Annotated in this window: 12 protein-coding genes; 8 read left to right on the top strand and 4 right to left on the bottom strand. The window is 72.1% G+C overall.

All coding sequences use genetic code 11. From position 1 onward, the window contains the following. Window positions 1-513: 513 nt before the first annotated feature. Together ABT299_RS29915 and eccCa are read right to left on the bottom strand one after the other, a co-directional pair. Entirely contained in the window at window positions 514-1,224 is a 711-nt protein-coding gene (locus tag ABT299_RS29915) for a methyltransferase domain-containing protein (protein ID WP_500252761.1), read from the bottom strand. Between the two features lie 96 nt (window positions 1,225-1,320). Continuing rightward, a complete protein-coding gene (gene eccCa / locus ABT299_RS29910; RefSeq protein ID WP_500252760.1) occupies window positions 1,321-5,298 on the bottom strand; it encodes a type VII secretion protein EccCa in 3,978 nt (1,325 codons plus the stop codon). Between the two features lie 221 nt (window positions 5,299-5,519). Here eccCa and eccD point away from each other — a divergent pair, with 221 nt between their 5' ends. The 7 genes from eccD (at window position 5,520) to ABT299_RS29875 (ending at window position 12,587) form a co-directional block, all read left to right on the top strand. Then, complete coding sequence (gene eccD, locus ABT299_RS29905) at window positions 5,520-6,887, top strand: type VII secretion integral membrane protein EccD (protein WP_347256705.1); 1,368 nt, start codon at window positions 5,520-5,522, stop codon at window positions 6,885-6,887. A 7-nt stretch (window positions 6,888-6,894) separates the two neighbouring features. Continuing rightward, the gene (eccB, locus tag ABT299_RS29900) at window positions 6,895-8,340 is read left to right on the top strand and encodes a type VII secretion protein EccB (RefSeq protein WP_500252759.1); all 1,446 of its coding nucleotides are present in this window, start codon (window positions 6,895-6,897) and stop codon (window positions 8,338-8,340) included. A 136-nt stretch (window positions 8,341-8,476) separates the two neighbouring features. Beyond that, window positions 8,477-8,878 (top strand): WXG100 family type VII secretion target, encoded by a 402-nt coding sequence (locus tag ABT299_RS29895; protein ID WP_347256704.1) that lies wholly within the window; start codon window positions 8,477-8,479, stop codon window positions 8,876-8,878. 45 nt (window positions 8,879-8,923) lie between these two features. Continuing rightward, on the top strand, window positions 8,924-9,217 hold the full coding sequence (locus tag ABT299_RS29890; protein ID WP_190856776.1) for a WXG100 family type VII secretion target: 294 nt from the start codon (window positions 8,924-8,926) through the stop codon (window positions 9,215-9,217). 97 nt (window positions 9,218-9,314) lie between these two features. Next, window positions 9,315-9,896 carry a hypothetical protein gene (locus ABT299_RS29885; RefSeq protein ID WP_190856775.1) on the top strand — a complete coding sequence of 194 codons (582 nt, stop codon included), beginning with the start codon at window positions 9,315-9,317 and terminating at the stop codon, window positions 9,894-9,896. A 27-nt stretch (window positions 9,897-9,923) separates the two neighbouring features. After that, window positions 9,924-11,078 carry a hypothetical protein gene (locus ABT299_RS29880; RefSeq protein WP_500252758.1) on the top strand — a complete coding sequence of 385 codons (1,155 nt, stop codon included), beginning with the start codon at window positions 9,924-9,926 and terminating at the stop codon, window positions 11,076-11,078. Window positions 11,079-11,162: 84 nt separating this feature from the next. Beyond that, a complete protein-coding gene (locus ABT299_RS29875) occupies window positions 11,163-12,587 on the top strand; it encodes a S8 family serine peptidase (RefSeq protein WP_500252757.1) in 1,425 nt (474 codons plus the stop codon). A 33-nt stretch (window positions 12,588-12,620) separates the two neighbouring features. Here the strand turns inward: ABT299_RS29875 and ABT299_RS29870 are convergent, their stop codons facing one another. Beyond that, complete coding sequence (locus ABT299_RS29870) at window positions 12,621-13,313, bottom strand: hypothetical protein (protein WP_500252756.1); 693 nt, start codon at window positions 13,311-13,313, stop codon at window positions 12,621-12,623. 371 nt (window positions 13,314-13,684) lie between these two features. On the opposite strand from ABT299_RS29870, the gene ABT299_RS29865 reads away from it, so the two are divergent. Beyond that, window positions 13,685-15,169: a chloride channel protein gene (locus ABT299_RS29865; protein WP_500252755.1), complete on the top strand. Its 1,485-nt coding sequence runs from the start codon at window positions 13,685-13,687 to the stop codon at window positions 15,167-15,169. On the opposite strand, the gene ABT299_RS29860 is transcribed toward ABT299_RS29865, so the two are convergent. Then, a complete protein-coding gene (locus tag ABT299_RS29860; RefSeq protein WP_500252754.1) occupies window positions 15,116-15,643 on the bottom strand; it encodes a hypothetical protein in 528 nt (175 codons plus the stop codon). The two genes, ABT299_RS29865 and ABT299_RS29860, sit on opposite strands and share 54 nt — an antisense overlap. Window positions 15,644-15,672 lie beyond the last annotated feature (29 nt).

Raw genomic sequence — 15,672 nt, 5'->3', positions numbered from 1 at the left:
ACGAAGTCCATCGCGAAGCGACGCCGAAGGCGCCCTTGACTTTGGAGGGGCGGCCCCGTACGCAAGCGCCACCCCACCACCCGAACACCCTTTCTCCCTTATCGGCGCTTAGAGCACCGCTTAAAGATGGCTGCCTAACGAGCGCCCCTACAAGCACCGCCTAAATAACGCCGCCTAACGAGCACCGCCCAGAGAACACACCCCAGAAAGCGTCGTCTAACGAGCACCGCCTAGAGAGCGCCGCCTAGAGAGTGCCGCCCAGAGAACACAACCCAGAGAACACAACCCAGAGAACACAACCCAGAGAACACAACCCAGAGAACACAACCCAGAGAACACAACCCAGAGAGCGTCGTCTAACGAGCACCGCCTAAAGAGCGCACTCAGCGACCACCGTCTTAGAAGTCGCCAGCAGGGCCACGCATTGCCGGGCGAGCCCATCGACGACGAGCCGGTCCGACGAAACCGGCGGCCGCTCTCCAACCGCCCCCCGAGCTTGCGTGCGCAGCAGCCTCAAGGGTTGGTGGCGGACGCCACGAAGAAGGGGAAGGCCACGAAGAGACGGTTCGTGCGGGCGCGTTCGCGCTGGTCGGCGAGCCAGTCGTCGGCGAGGCGGGGTTCGGCGAGGCGCGCGAGCAGCGGGAGGACCGCGCCGTCGGTGAACACGGCGGTGTGGACCTCGACGGCGACGTCCCGGAAACCGGCGTCCAGCAGGAGGCCCCGGTACTGCCGCGCGGCGCGGGGAGACGGGACCTGGTCGGCGCGGGCGTGCACGAGGGTACGGGTGACGTCGGGGAACGCGGAGTCGACGACGAGGGTGTCCCAGTCCTGGCCGCAGAGCACGATGCGCCCGCCGGGGGCGAGGACGCGGCGGGCCTCGGTGAGCAGGTGGGCGGGGACGGGCAGGTCGTGGAGGACCTTGTCGGCCCGGTAGCCGGTGAGTTCGGCGTCACGGAACGGCAGGGCGCGGGCGTCGGCGACGCGGAGGTCGGCGTCGGAGTGGCGGGTGCGCGCCGCGGCGATCATCTCCTCGTCGACGTCGACTCCGGTGGCGCGGACGCCGCGGGCGGTGAGTTCCGCGACGGCGCGTCCGGTGCCGCAGCCGATGTCGGCGACGAACGCGCCGGGCGCGGTGCGGAGCAGGTGGTAGGTGCGGGCGCGGAGCCGGGTCGCTGCGGGGGTGGCGTCGGCGGCGTCGAGCGCGGCGATGAGGTCGGCGGGCATGCGGTCATGCTGCGACCTCAAGCGAACATGAAGTCAAGCGCGCCGGAAACGCGAAGAGCCCCGAGCGCGCGGCTCGGGGCTCTCCGGACGTGCCCGTTACCGCGCTTCGCCGTGGAAGGCGGTCTGGATGAGGCGCTTGCCGGCGCGGCGGTCGGAGTGGGTGCCGCGGCCGACGGGCAGCGGCCCGGGGCGGACGTCGAACAGGTTGCCCTCGTCCTTGTTGCCGGACATGATCAGCGCCGGCGTGGCCATGTCCTTCAGCCGCTGCATGACCGGGTCGAACATGGCGCGGCCCGCGCCGCCCATGGTGCGGGCGAGGATCAGGTGCATGCCGATGTCGCGGGCCTGCGGCAGCAGCTCGGCGACCTGCGCGAGCGGGTTGCCGGACGGGGTGGCGACGAGGTCGTAGTCGTCCACGATGAGGAACAGCTCCGACCCGCTCCACCAGGACCGGTTCCGCAGCTGCTCGGGCGTCAGGTCGGACGGGGGGAGCCGGTTGACGAGGGCGCCGTTGACGTCCTTCATCAGCCCGGCGGCCGCCGTCGAGGACGCCGCGTACCCGATGACCTGGTCGCTCTCGGCGGAGTCCAGCAGGGCGCGCCGGTAGTCGAGCATGATGATGCGGGCCTCGTCGGGGGTGTACCGCGCCTTGACGGCGTCGACGACGACGCGCAGCAGGTTCGACTTGCCGCACTCGTTGTCGCCGATGACGACGAAGTGCGGGTCGTTCTCGAAGTCCAGCAGGACGGGCGACAGCGTGTCCTCGTCGATGCCGATCGGGATGCGCTTGCCGGTCTCGGACACCTGCGGCAGCGACGCCAGCGGCAGCACGTCCGGCAGCATCCGGACCTGCGGCGCGGGCGGGCGGCCCTGCCAGCCGGCCTGGACGGTCTGCACGAGCTGCTTGACGCCGTCGGCGAGGTCCTCGGAGGTGGGGCGGCCGTCGGTGCGGGGCAGGGCGGCGAGGAAGTGCAGGCCCTCGCGGGTGAGGCCGCGGCCGGGCCGGTTCTCGGGGACGTTCGCGGCGAGCTTGCGGTCCATCTCCGACTCGTACGGGTCGCCGAGCTTGAGCTCCAGCTTCGTCCCGAACAGGTCGCGGATGGTGAGGCGGAACTCCGACCACTTGTTGGTGGCGGCGACGACGTGGATGCCGTAGCCGAGGCCGCGGGCGGCGAGGTCGGTGATGGTGGTCTCGACCGCCTCGAACTCCTGCCGGACGGTCAGCCAGTTGTCGACGACGAGGAACACGTCGCCGAAGCCGTCGCCGGGGATCTGGCCGGCGGCGCGCAGCCGCCGGTAGGTGGCGATGGAGTCGATGCCGCGCTCGGTGAAGAACCGCTCGCGGGACTCCAGCAGGCCGGAGACCTCGGCGACGGTGCGGCGGACGCGGTCGGGGTCGAGGCGGCTGGCGACGCCGCCGACGTGCGGGAGGTCGGCGAGCGGGGCGAGGGAGCCGCCGCCGAAGTCCAGGCAGTAGAACTGCACCTCCTGCGGCGTGTGCATCAGCGCGAGGGAGGTGATGAGGGTCCGCAGCAGCGTCGACTTGCCGGCCTGCGGGGCGCCCGCGACGCCGACGTGCCCGGCGGCGCCGGACAGGTCCAGCCACATCGGGTCGCGGCGCTGGTCGAACGGCTTGTCGACGATGCCGGCGAACGCGTGCAGCTGCCCGCGGCCGTCCCAGCCGGCGGTGGTGAAGCCGAACTCGGGGGTGTGCTGCAGGTTCGGCAGGACCTGGTCCAGGGTGGACGGGTCCTCCAGCGGCGGCAGCCAGATCTGGTGCGGGGGCGGGCCGTGCCCGGCGAGCTGCTTGACGACGAGGTCGAACAGGCTGATCTGCGGGCCGTCGTCCTCCTTGCCGTCCTGGTGCTGCTGCGGCTGCTCCTGCATCCGGGGCTGCACGTAGGCGGGGGTGAACGGGACGATCTGGGCGAGCTGCCGCGGCCCCTGCCGGCCGGGCTGCGCCGCCTCGTCCTCGGGACGGTAGGCGCCGGACACGTACGCGGCGCGGAACCGGGTCAGCGACTCGGTGCCGATCTTCAGGTAGCCGTTGCCGGGCGCCTGCGGCAGCTCGTAGGCGTCGGGGGAGCCGAGGACGACCCGCGACTCCATCGCGGAGAACGTCCGCAGGCCGATCCGGTACGACAGGTGGGTGTCGAGGCCGCGGAGCTTGCCCTCCTCCAGGCGCTGCGACGCGAGCAGCAGGTGGACGCCGAGGGACCGGCCGAGCCGTCCGATCATGACGAACAGCTCGGCGAAGTCGGGCTTGGCGGACAGCAGCTCGGAGAACTCGTCGAGCACCACGAACAGCGTCGGCATCGGCTTGAGCGCGGCGCCCTGCTCGCGGGCCTTCTCGTAGTCGCGCAGCGAGGCGTAGTTGCCGGCCTGCCGCAGCCATTCCTGGCGCCGCACCATCTCGCCGTGCAGCGCGTCGTACATGCGGTCGACGAGGGGGAGCTCGTCCTCCAGGTTGGTGATGATGGCGGAGACGTGCTGGAGGCCGTCCATCCCGAGGAACGTCGCGCCGCCCTTGAAGTCGACGAGGACGAAGTTCAGCACCTCCGAGGAGTGCGTCATCGCCAGGCCGAGGACGAGCGTGCGGAGCAGTTCCGACTTGCCGGAGCCGGTCGCGCCGATGCACAGGCCGTGCGGGCCGTACCCGCCCTGCGCGGCCTCCTTGATGTCGAGCTCGATGGGGCGGCCGTCGGCGTCCAGGCCGATCGGGACGCGGAGCCGGTTGCGCGGGGCGCGGGGCTGCCACGCCTGCCGCGGGTCGATGCGGGTCGGGTCGGGGACGCCCAGCAGCGTCGTCAGCGTCGTCGCGGCGGACAGCGCGTCCAGCTCGGCGCCGGCGGCGGCGCTGGCCCGCAGCGGCGCCAGCTGCCGCGCGAGGCCGTCCGCCTGGACGTAGCTGTACTGGTCGGGCTTGCCGAGGGAGCTGGCGACGTCCTTGCCGGTGCGGTCGCGGCGCAGCATCGCCATCTTGTCGGCGGCGACCCGCAGCCGGAGCATGGTGTTGTCGGCGGTCGGCGCGACGTTCCCGGTCAGGTCGATGACGCAGACGCCCTCGATGCCGTCCGAGCCGATCTGCGAGTCGGGGGTGACGGCGCCGCCGTCGACGATGACGACGTGGTACGGCAGGTCGTTCTGCGACAGGCCGGGGGTGAACCGGGCGCGGTCCTTCACCTCGGTGCCGTACATCCGCTCCAGCTCCGACAGGCTGGTCGCCATCAGCCGGACGGGCCCCGCCGCGTCCGTCAGCGTCGGGTGCATCGCGTGCGGCAGCCACTTCACCCAGTCCCAGTGCGGCATCGCCTCGGCGGACGCGCACACGCTGACCCGCATGTCGTCGGGCGAGTGGAACGCCGTCAGCTGCGCGATCATCGCGCGGACCATGCCGCGGACCGCGTCGAGGTCGCCCATCGGCAGGATCCGCGCGAACGACGGCAGCGACACCGCGACCGGCAGGTTCGGGACGGTGGAGTGCGCGCGGACGAAGCGGCGCAGCGCGCCCGCCGTCATCGGCTCCAGGTCCTCGATGGGCTTGGTCTCCGGCGGGATCAGCTGCACGGCGAGCTTCTGCGGGCCGGCGCCGATGCGCACGTTGCCGAAGTCGGCGTCGGAGGGGCGGCGCTCCCAGATGCGGGCGCTCATCACCAGCGACCACAGCGAGTCGGGGTCGGGGCTGTTCCACTCCAGCGACTCGCGCTGCTGCTCGGCGGCGCGCCGCACCCGGCGCCGCACCTGGCTCAGGTAGCGGAAGTAGTCGCGGCGGGCGCCGTTCAGCTTGAACTTGCGCTCGCCGGAGCCGCGGCCCAGCTGGCCGATCATCATGCCGCCCATGGCCAGCGCCATGCCGCCGCTGCTGATCATCATCATCGGCGACTTGGTGCCGCCGCCGACGAACATCAGGCCCATCATCACCGGCATGACGGCCATCGGCAGGTAGGTGAGCACCGCCTGCATGCCGCCGCTCTGCATCTCCGGGATCTCCGGCGGGGATTCGAGGAGCAGCTCGCCCTTCGGGGCAGGGGGCGGTTTACGGCGCTCCTTGCGCTTGACGAGGATCGTGCTCACCTGGGGGTTCCCTCCGCGGGCCAACGCGTCCCGGGGGCGGCCGGACGGCGGCGGGGAGCGCGGCCGACCCGCGGGTTGGTGGAGTTCTTTGTTGATTCGGTGTTGATTTAGCCTAATCGGACGCCACATCCTAAGCTGCGCGTCGATCGGATCCGGCCCGCGATCTGACCTGGAGGACGGGAGCTCCCGTGAATTCCCCCGCCACAACCGAACTGTGCAGGGTGACCATCGTCGCGCCCCGGCGGCGCGTCGACGTGTCCCTGCCCGCCGACGTGCCGCTCGCCCACATGCTGCCCACCCTCCTGCGGGCCGCCGGGGAGAACATGGCCGATGCCGGTCTCGCGCATTCCGGGTGGGTGCTGCAACGGCTGGACGGCAGCCCCTTCGACCCGGCGCAGACGACGAGCGCGCTCGGCGTGCGGGACGGCGAGATCCTCTACTTCCGGCCGCGGATGGCGCAGCTCCCGGAGATGTCGTTCGACGACGTCGCCGACGTCATCGCCACCGGGATCCGGGAGCGCTCGGACCGCTGGCGGCCCACCACGACGCGCTCGTTCGGGCTCGGCGCGGCCGGGGCGGCGCTGGCCGTCGGCGCCGTCGTCATCGCGCTGTCCGGCCCGCCGTGGATCGTCCCGGCGGTCGCCGCCGGCCTGATCGCGCTGCTGACCCTCGTCGTCGCGGTCGCGCTGTCGCGGGCGCTCGCCGACTCCGGTGCGGGCGTCGTCCTCGGGTACGCGGCGCTGCCCTACGCCTTCCTCGCCGGCGCGCTCGCCCCCGCCCGCAAGGGCCTGGAGCTGTCCGACCTCGGCGCGCCGCACCTGCTCGCCGGGTTCGGGGTGGCCGCGCTCGCCGCGATCATCGCCGCGTTCGGGGTCGCGGACGGGCTGCCGGTCTTCCTCGGCGTCGCGTTCGCCGGCTTCGTCGGCGCGGTCGGGGCCGGCGTCGGGTTCGCGTTCGACGACCTGCCGGCCGCGGGGATCGCGGCCGTCGCCGCGGTCGTGGTGATGATGTTCATCGCGGCGGTCCCGTCGCTGTCGTTCAAGCTGGCGCGGGTGCCGCTGCCGCCCGTCCCGGCCAGCGCGGAGGAGCTGCGCAGCGACACCGAGACCGTCGACGGCCGGATGGTGCTCGCCCGGACGGCCGCCGCGGACCGCTTCTCCACCGGCCTCATCGCGTCCATCGCGCTCGTCGCGGCGGGCGCGATGCTCTTCCTGTTCGGCTCGGACGGGTGGGCCGCCCCCACGACGAGCGCGGTGATGTCGGTGTCGCTGCTGCTGCGCGCCCGCGTCTTCCGCGGCGTGTCGCAGCGCGCCTGGATGCTGGTCGTCGGGCTGTTCGGCCTGGTGCTGACCGTGATCGGGATCGCGCTGCACGGCAGCCAGGTCGTCGCGCTCGCCGCCGCGCTCGTCCCGCTGCTGGTGCTCGTCGGCATCGTGGTCGGGGTGACGATGTGGCTGCCGACGCACAAGCCGACCCCGTTCTGGGGACGCTGGGGCGACATCCTCGACGTCCTGGTGATGATCTCGCTGATCCCGCTGGCGCTCGCGGTGCTGGACGTCTACTCCCGCGTCCGCGGGCTGGCCGGGTGAGGCGCTGATGCAGAGCCGGCGGGATCTCTACCAGGCGCACCGGCTGATGACGCAGCGCGTCGGGCTGGCGCTGCTGCAGGGCGAGCCCGACGTCGCCGAGTCGCCGATGCGGCGGCTGTCGGCGGCCGCGTTCGGCGGCGTGATGGTCGGGCTGCTCGTCGTCGCGGTGTTCGGGATCTGGGGCGTGCTGTCGCCGGGCGGCGCGAAGGGGCTGGACCAGCCGGGCGTCCTGATCATCGAGAAGGAGACCGGCACCAAGTACATCTACGACGCCAACACGAAGAAGATGTTCCCGGTCGCCAACTACGCCTCGGCGATGCTGGCGCTGAACTCCGACAACGTGTCCCGCCGCACCGTGTCCCGCAAGTCGCTCGACGGGTTCGAGCGCGGCGCGATGATCGGCATCCAGGGCGCGCCGGACTCGCTGCCCGACAGCGGGCAGCTCATCCGCGGCCCGTGGTCGGTGTGCGTCCGCGAGACGCAGGCCGCGAACGGCGTGCCGCAGGAGCTCACCGCGCTCGCCGCCGGGCGGGATGTCGGCGGCCGCGGGCTCTCCGACGGCGAGGCGGTGGTCGTGCAGGCCGGCGGCGTCCCGTGGGTCATCTGGAAGGACCACCGGATGCAGCTGTCGCTGCCGCAGAACCAGGTGCCGGTGCTGACGAACGGACCCGAGGCCGCCGAGGTCCCGCCGAAGTGGTTGAACGCGATCCCGTCCGCCGGCGGCTTCGGCGCCCCGAACGTCCCGGGGCGCGGCAAGGCGGTGTCCGGGCCGGGCGGCGGGCAGGCGCGGGTCGGCCAGGTGTTCCGGGCGCAGACCGGCGCGGGCGGGCAGACGCTCTGGTACGTGATGCTCCAGGACGGGCTGTCGCTCATCAACGCGACGCAGGCGCAACTGCTGCTGCTCGACCCCAACGAGAGCCAGGCGTACCCGGGCGCGAGCGTCCGCCCGGTCGACACCGACGTGTCGTCCGCGCAGCAGATCGCGTCGAAGACGCGGCTGCTGGACCAGAACCTCCCGCCGACGCTGCCGAGGTTCGTCAGGTGGGACCCGTCCACCCCGCTGTGCTCGGTGTTCCCGGTCGGGTCGCCGACGTCGCACCTGACGGTCGGCGGGTCGCTGCCCGCGCCGTCCGCGGGGGTGCTCGGGTCCGGGTCCGCCGGCGGGTCCAGCACCGTGGACCAGATGGTCCTGCCGCCGGGCGGCGCCGCGCTGATGAGCCTCGTGCCGGGCACCGGCGACTCGTCCACCGCCACCGAGGGCTCCGGCTCGCTGTCGCTCGTCAACGACCAGGGCATCCGGTTCGCGCTGCCGTCGGCGGACGTCGCGAAGAAGCTCGGCTACGACGCGAAGAAGGCGGCTCCGGTGCCGTCGAGCGTGGTGCACCTCATCCCGCAGGGCCCCGCGCTGGACCCGACACAGGCCCGAAAGCCCATTCCGACCGCCCAGGGCTGACGAAGCGACTGTCCGAAAATCGATGTGATACAGATCACATCAACATTCTCATCCCGGGATGAACCGCTAGATCAACATTCGCGTCGACATAGGCGGGACATACGACCTATGATCGCTGACATTTCGTGCCTCAGGAGTGCTCCCCGGGCAGGCCGCGCGCCGGCTCTCTGCGGCTCCCGCGGCGCGGCGCCACAGACTCGCAAACGGAGGTGACACTGTGGGTGGACAGTCCGCAGTCGACAGAAACGCAATGCAGCAGGCGGCGACGCGGATCGAGGACTCCGCGAACATCGTCAAGGGCCTGCAGAGCCAGCTCGAGAGCCACAAGTCCTCGCTGATGTCCGGCTGGGCCGGCAACGCCGCGGTGTCCTTCGACCGGGTCTTCAACGAGTTCCAGACCGAGATGAACAAGGTGCGCACCGCCCTCGACGGCATGCACCAGAAGCTGACGCACACGAAGATCACCTACGAGTCGACCGAGCAGGAGCAGACCGAGGCGGTCAACAAGATCAACCAGCTGCTCAACGGCGGCACCTGATCGTCCCCCCACCCGCCGACCCTCTGAACGCGAAGGACTCGAGACGTGAGCGACAGTTACACCAAGGCGAACTTCGGCACCATGCAGCAGGCGCAGGCCGACTTCTCGCTGGCCTACCGCGCCCTGACCGACGAACTCCACGACCTGGAGGCGCAGCTCGAGCAGCACCTCTCCCAGTGGGAGGGCGACGCCCAGGGCGCCTACTGGGAGGCCAAGCGCACGTGGGACGCCGCCGCCGCCCACATGGGCCAGGTCCTCAACCAGCTCGGTGTCGTCATCGGCGAGGCGCACAGCAACTACAGCGCCGCCGAGCGCCGCAACCAGGGCATCTGGGGCTGAACGACCGCTGGACCGCCTACGTCGTGCCGCCCCCGCCGGGCCGCACGGCGTAGGCGCGCCCGGGGGGTCCGGAGGCCATTCGCCAGGAGGATGAGCTATGAGCAAGTACAACCTGCCGCCTGAAGCGCTCGCGAAGGTCGACTACACCTACACGACTGGTGCCGGCGAGTACACCCAGGTCCACACCCAGCACGGGCTGACCCAGCAGGAGTGGAACGACCTTCCCGAGTACGAGCAGCGGCAGCTCTACTACCAGTACGGTATCCCGGCCAAGAGCCCGACGGATCCCTCCAACTCCGTCCCGCGCAAGTCCCAGCCCGACGACGAGAAGTGGGGCATCGAGGCGGACGACGGCTACGAGGTCGACCCCAAGGAACTGCGGGCCCTGGCCAGCAAGATGCACAGCGAGTTCACCGGCTGGCAGCAGCGGCTCGCGAAGGTCCAGAAGATCGCCATCACCACCGGCAACCTCGGCGGCGTCCCGGGCAGCGAGAGCTTCGTCGACCTGGCGAACCAGTCGCGCGACGGGTTCGGCACGTACATCAAGAACATCACCGACGCCTACAACGGCGTGATCGAGAAGCTGACGGCGACCGCGGACGGCTACGAGGCCGCTCACGGCAAGACCCAGCAGCAGGTCAACGGCGTCCACCCCGGCGGCAACGCCAACTTCAAGTAACCCGCCGAACGGAGGGAGGTACAGCCCATGGGCCAGGAGTACTACGTCATCCGCGGCTCCCAGTCGTGGTCCAAGCCGACAGCCGACGGGATGAGCCTCGACGACGTCAAGAAGAAGCTGTCGAGCATCAACTCGGAGCCGGTGAAAGAGGCCGGCACCGCCTACTCCGACGCGGCGGACGCACTTGCGGAAATGAGCACCGCGCTCCGCGGGTTCGCTCAGACGCTGGTCAAGCACTGGAAGGGCGACGAGGCCAAGAAGGCGGTCGCCCAGCTGCAGCAGGTCCACGCGACCTCGATCAACCTGTCGAACAGCAGCCACACGAACGCGTCGACCTACACCTGGTACGGCACGCAGATCCTCGACTGGTACAAGCAGGCCGGCCAGGACGCCAGTGACGGTCTCATCCACACCAGCGGCGACGACAAGCACGGCCGGGAACTGATGCAGCGGTTCCTGAACCGCACCGGCGAGGCCTTCAACGCCCACCCGACCCAGATCACCAAGGACCTCCCCGAGGACCACGGTGGGCTGAGCGACAAGCCGACGTTCCCCGGTGGTCCCGGTGGCCCCGGCGCGGGTCCCGGTGGCCCCGGCGCCGGCCCCGGTGGCCTGCACGGAGGCGGTGCCGGTGGTGCCGGCAGTGGCTTCGGCAGCGACCCCGGCGGCCTCGGCAAGCACGGCGCCGGTAGCTCGAGCCCGTTCGCACCGGTCGGCGACGGAGGGCCGCACCTCCCCGGCGGGAGCGGCAGCGGCGGCTTCGGCAGCGATCCCGGCGGCCTCGGCGGCAGCCACGGCGGTGGGGGAAGCCTCGGCGGCAGCGGTGGCCTCGGCAGCGACCTGTCCAGCTTCCCCGGTGGCGGCGGTGGCGGCGGGCTTCCCGGCGGCGGTGGTGGTGGCCTCGGCGCTGACCCGGGCGGCCTCGGCGGCGGAGCGGGAACCGGCGGCGGCCTCGGCGGCTTCGGCGCGACCCCGGGCGGCCTCGGCGCCGCCGGCGGTGGCCTCGGCTCGGCCGGTGCGGCCGGACGCGCCGGCGCCGGACGCATGGGCGGCGGCATGCCCATGGGCCACGGCGGCCACGGCAACGGCAAGGAAGAGGAACGCGAGCGCACCACCTGGCTGTCCGAGGACGACGACGTCTGGGGAGCCGACGATGACACCGCACCTCCGGTGATCGGTTGATCGCCGCAGGACCGACGACGTGAACAGGGCGGACGGGGCCAGACCTCCGTCCGCCCTTTCCGCATCCAGATGGGGAACGACGTAATGCGACGGCTGATCCAAACGGCGGCGGCCACGGCGGCCGCGATGGGCCTGGCCCTCGGACCGGTGACCGCGGCCCACGCGGGACCTGTCGAGCAGAGGGAGTGGTGGTTCGACTCCTGGGGGATCAGGACGGACGTGTGGCCTCAGAGCAAGGGCGCCGGCGTGACCGTCGCGGTGGTCGACACCGGGGTCAACGCGTCCCTGCCCGACCTGAAGGACGCCGTTGTGCCGGGCAAGGCCTTCAACGCGTCCGGGCAACCCACCGGCGATGACGCGACGCGGGATCAGGACCCCAACGAGGGCCACGGCACCGCCATGGCCAGCCTCATCGCGTCCCGTGGCACGCACACCGGGTTCTACGGCATCGCCCCCGAAGCGAAGATCCTCCCGATCCACGAACCGGGCCTCTCGCCGGATGCCACGTCCGCCGTGATCCGCTACGCGGCGGACCAGGGCGCCAAGGTGATCAACTTCTCGCAGGGGTCGTCGGCCGCGGTCTATCCGAACCACTGCCCGCCCAAGATGGTCCAGGCCCTCAAGTACGCCGAGAAGAAGAACGTCGTGGTCGTGGCGGCCGCGGGCAACTCGGGCGACTACAACAACGACGCGGAGATCCCGGGCTCCTGCCCGGGCGTGCTCGCGGTCGGTGCCGTCGACCACCAGGGCAAGCCCTGGGAGCACACGCAGCGGCAGGACTACGTCACGGTCGCCGCACCGGGCGCCGGCGTCGGCGGTATGGGCAAGACAGGGCACGTCTATAACAACGGCGAGGGGACGAGCCAGGCGACCGCGCTGACGTCCGGAGCCGTCGCGCTGCTCCGCAGCAAGTACCCGCAGATGACGGCGCGCCGGACCGTCCAGGTCCTCACCAACACGGCGAAGGACTTCGGAGCGCCGGGCAAGGACGACCAGCTCGGCTACGGCGTCATCAGCATTCCCCGGGCGCTGAAGAACAGCGTTTCGCAGAACGCGCCCAATCCCGTGTACGCGCGACTCGACAAGGCCGCCGATCAGCCCACCGGCGGTAAGGGGCAGGCGGCGCCGGCGACGAAGAGCGACGGCGGTGATTCCGGCGGCTCGAACGCGCCGCTGGTCATCGGCGGGATCGTGGTCGTCGTCGTGCTGATCGGTGTCGGGCTGTTCGTCGTGGTGCGGCGCCGGAAGCCGAGCGGCGCGGGCGGCGGACCGTACGGGTCCGGACCCTTCCCGAACGGGCCGCAGCCGATGAACCAGCCGGGCACGCCTCCGTCCTTCGGGGGGCACACCGGCGGTCAGCCGCTACCGCCGCAGGGCGGGCAGCAGTTCCAGGCGCCGCCGCGGGGGCGGCCGAACCCGAACCTGGCGCCGCCTCAGAGCGGCCCCGGCATGGCGCCTCCCGCGCCGCAGGGGCGGCCCAATCCGAACCTCGCGCCGCCCCCCGAGTGATCGTCGCCGGCCCGGGCCGGTCGCCGGCCCGGGTCAGCGGCGCACGCAGGTCTTGCAGGACGACAGGGCCGTGGTGACATCGCGTGCGATGGCCTGGGCGGCGTCGCGCGTCACCGATTCGTCCAGCGGGACGCCCCTTCGCTGAACCGCGACCCCGTCGCGGTCGAGCGGGTAGGCGGCGCCATCGAAGTCGACGGTGATGACGGCGTTCTGCGTCCGGACGACCATGCGCGAAGTGCCGCTGCGTCCGAGCGCGGTCGTCGTGACCGTGTGATGCAGGAACGCTTCGTCCCCGAGGCCGCGCGTCAGGATCGGGGCCTCGTTGTGGATCGATCCGACGCTGTCGGTGACGGTTCCCTGCTTCGACGTCCGCCAGGCCGACCGGTAGTCGGACTCGGCGTCGGCGAGGCCGGACGCTCCGACGAACAGACGCATCGCGACCCGCAGATGACGCGAGGTGAGCGTCCTGCCCTTCTCGGCGCTGAGCGGCTCGCGCCAGTCGCAGGCCGCGTACTGCTGGTCGCCGGACACTCCGCCGGTGTCGGGCGTCGGCTTCCCCGCCGCCGGCATGTACTTGGACAGGACGGCGGCGGACGGCGACCGGCATGCCTCGGGAAGCGCCGCGAAGTGAATCCGAGGCGCGGGCTTCTCGTCCGACCCGGACGTCCCCCAGACCACGGCGCCGCCGATCGCGACGACCGCCGCGGCCGCCCCTGCGATCGCCACTCGCGGCCTCGCCTTGACCCACCCGAGAACAGACCCCCGCGCGAGCTTCTCTGCCCCTGAGCCGCGCTCTGAGCCCTCCGCAACCGGCTCCGGCGCGACGCCCTCCGGCGCCGCTCCATCGTCGTTACCGGTCTCGCGCGACGACCCGTCCAACCCCTGATCGGGAGCCACGAACTCCGGCCGCGAACTTTCCGCCAACGTCCAAGCCCCCAAACCGCAACGAGTCCGTCATCCGTATCGCCGCGAGATTAACACCCAACCGAAGCCGGCCTCGTACGCCCTGAAGCGAAGCCCAGCAGGCAGCGGCGTTGCCTTGGGGGGGTGGGGGACGGACGGTCTTGCACGTGTGCTCGGAGGAAGCAGCGTATGCCGTGCCCGCCGTCCGGCCTTCGCCGTCCATGCCGCTCGACGCGGTCGGGGTGGACGGCCCGGAGCGCCCGCCCGGGAGCGGCGAGCGTGCTCGTGTCGCGCGGCCATGGTGGCGCGAGCCCGTCCACAGTTGGCCGTACCTCCCCAAATGGCTGCTGGTCGGCGCCGTGATCGGGGCGGTGGCCGGGCTGGGCGCGCTCGCGCTCCATGAGTCGCTCGCGCTGGTCACCGACGGCGTGCTCGGCCGTCTCGCCGGATTCTCCCCGGCGACCGTCGCCGGGGACGGGCACGCGGCGCCCGCGAGCGGGATCGCCAGGCCGTGGGCCGTGCCGGCGCTGGTCGCCGGTGGTGCCGTGTTCGGTGCCGTGGTGGTCCGGCGGCTGGCGCCGGAGGCGGGCGGGGCCGGTACGGACGCGGCGATCAAGGCCATTCACCACGAGCCGCTCCGCATGCGGGGCCGGGTCCCGGTCGTGAAACTGGTCGCCTCGGCGCTCACCCTGGGCTCCGGCGGCTCCGGCGGGACCGAGGGCCCGGCCGCCCAGATCTCCGCGGCGTTCGGGTCGGTGTCGGCACGCACCTTCGGTCTCGGCGCCGCCGACGCGCGCGTCGCGGCCACGGCGAGTCTGGCCGCCGGGGTCGGCGCGATCTTCAAGGCTCCCTTCGGGGGCGTGGTCCTCGGCATGGAACTGCTCTACCGCCGGGGCGTGGCCCCTGAAATGCTGGTCCCCGGGCTGATCGCGACGGCCGTGGCGTACGGCGAGTTCGCGGCCGTCCGCGGGTTCGGTCCGATGTTCGGGCACCAGGCGGCGGACCCGACCACCCTCGCCCAGGTGCCGTTCCTCCTCGGGCTCGGCATGCTCGTCGGTCTGGTCGCTCGCTGCTACTGCTGGTCCCTCCGCAACGCGAAGGCGCTCTTCGACGCGCAGTCGGGGATCCCTTGGCCGGTCAAGCCCGCCGTCGGCGGCCTCGCGGTGGGCGCGCTCGGGCTGCTGCTGCCAGAGATCCTCGGCACCGGCTACGGCGTCGCGCAGTCGACCCTGGACGCCGGGTGGCTGCTCGGCGCCCCCTTGTGGATCCTGCTGGCGCTGCCGGCCGCGAAGATCGTGGGAACCGCGCTGACCGTCGGGTCCGGCGGCACCGCCGGCACCTTCGGGCCGGCGATCGTGATCGGCGCGGCGGCGGGGGCCGCGTGCTGGCGGCTCGCGGAGATGTCAGGGGCCCCCGTCGAGGGCCCGGAGGCCTTCGTCGTCGCCGGTATGGCGGCCTGCCTCGGATCCGCGGCCCACGTGCCGCTGACCGCCGTGATCACGGCCGCCGAGGTGACCGGAACCCTCGACCACCTGATCCCGACCATGATCAGTGTGACGGCGGCGAGCGTGGTCATGGGAGAGCGGACCCTCTTCCCGAGCCAGCTTCCCGAGCCGGGCCGGCGGCTAGAAGGGGTTGGTGGCCAGGTGGTGGAGGTGGGTGGCTATCGGGTGTTGTAGGTGGGGGTCTATGGCCTGGGCCAGGGCGGTCAGTTGGTCGGGTGGGAGGAGGGCGCCTCGGCGGGCCGGGTCGCGCAGCCACATGCGGACGGACGGGCCGCCGGGTTCCTGGACCACCAGGCGGGGGAGGACGCCGCCGCGCCAGGACGTCCACGCGGGCTCGGCGCTCTCCATGGTGATCCGGGCGGTGGACAGGTCGTAGCGCCTGTGGCCGGGGAGGACGCGGCGGACGAGGACCCGGCCGTCCAGCCAGAACGCGCCCCGGTAGTACTGGACGGACATCAGGGCGACGAGCCCGTCGAGGAGCAGCAGCGGCAGGAGCATGAGCACGCCGATGACCCTCAACTCGCCGTCGGTGATGAACGCGCCGCAGAGCGCGCCGAGCGCCAGGTTGAGCAGGGCCGTCATCGGGGCCAGGCAGCCCAGCCAGGCGATCCACATCGATCGCGGCGGTCCGATGTTCAGGCGGAGCACGCGTTCTCCCTGGGCGGCGCGGGGCGGGT

Origin of the sequence: Spirillospora sp. NPDC000708 (genome assembly GCF_040299565.1) — a bacterium.
In the GTDB taxonomy this organism is placed as follows: domain Bacteria; phylum Actinomycetota; class Actinomycetes; order Streptosporangiales; family Streptosporangiaceae; genus Spirillospora.
The sequence above is the reverse complement of the archived record's forward strand: the minus strand, read 5'-3'. Positions and strand labels throughout refer to the sequence as shown.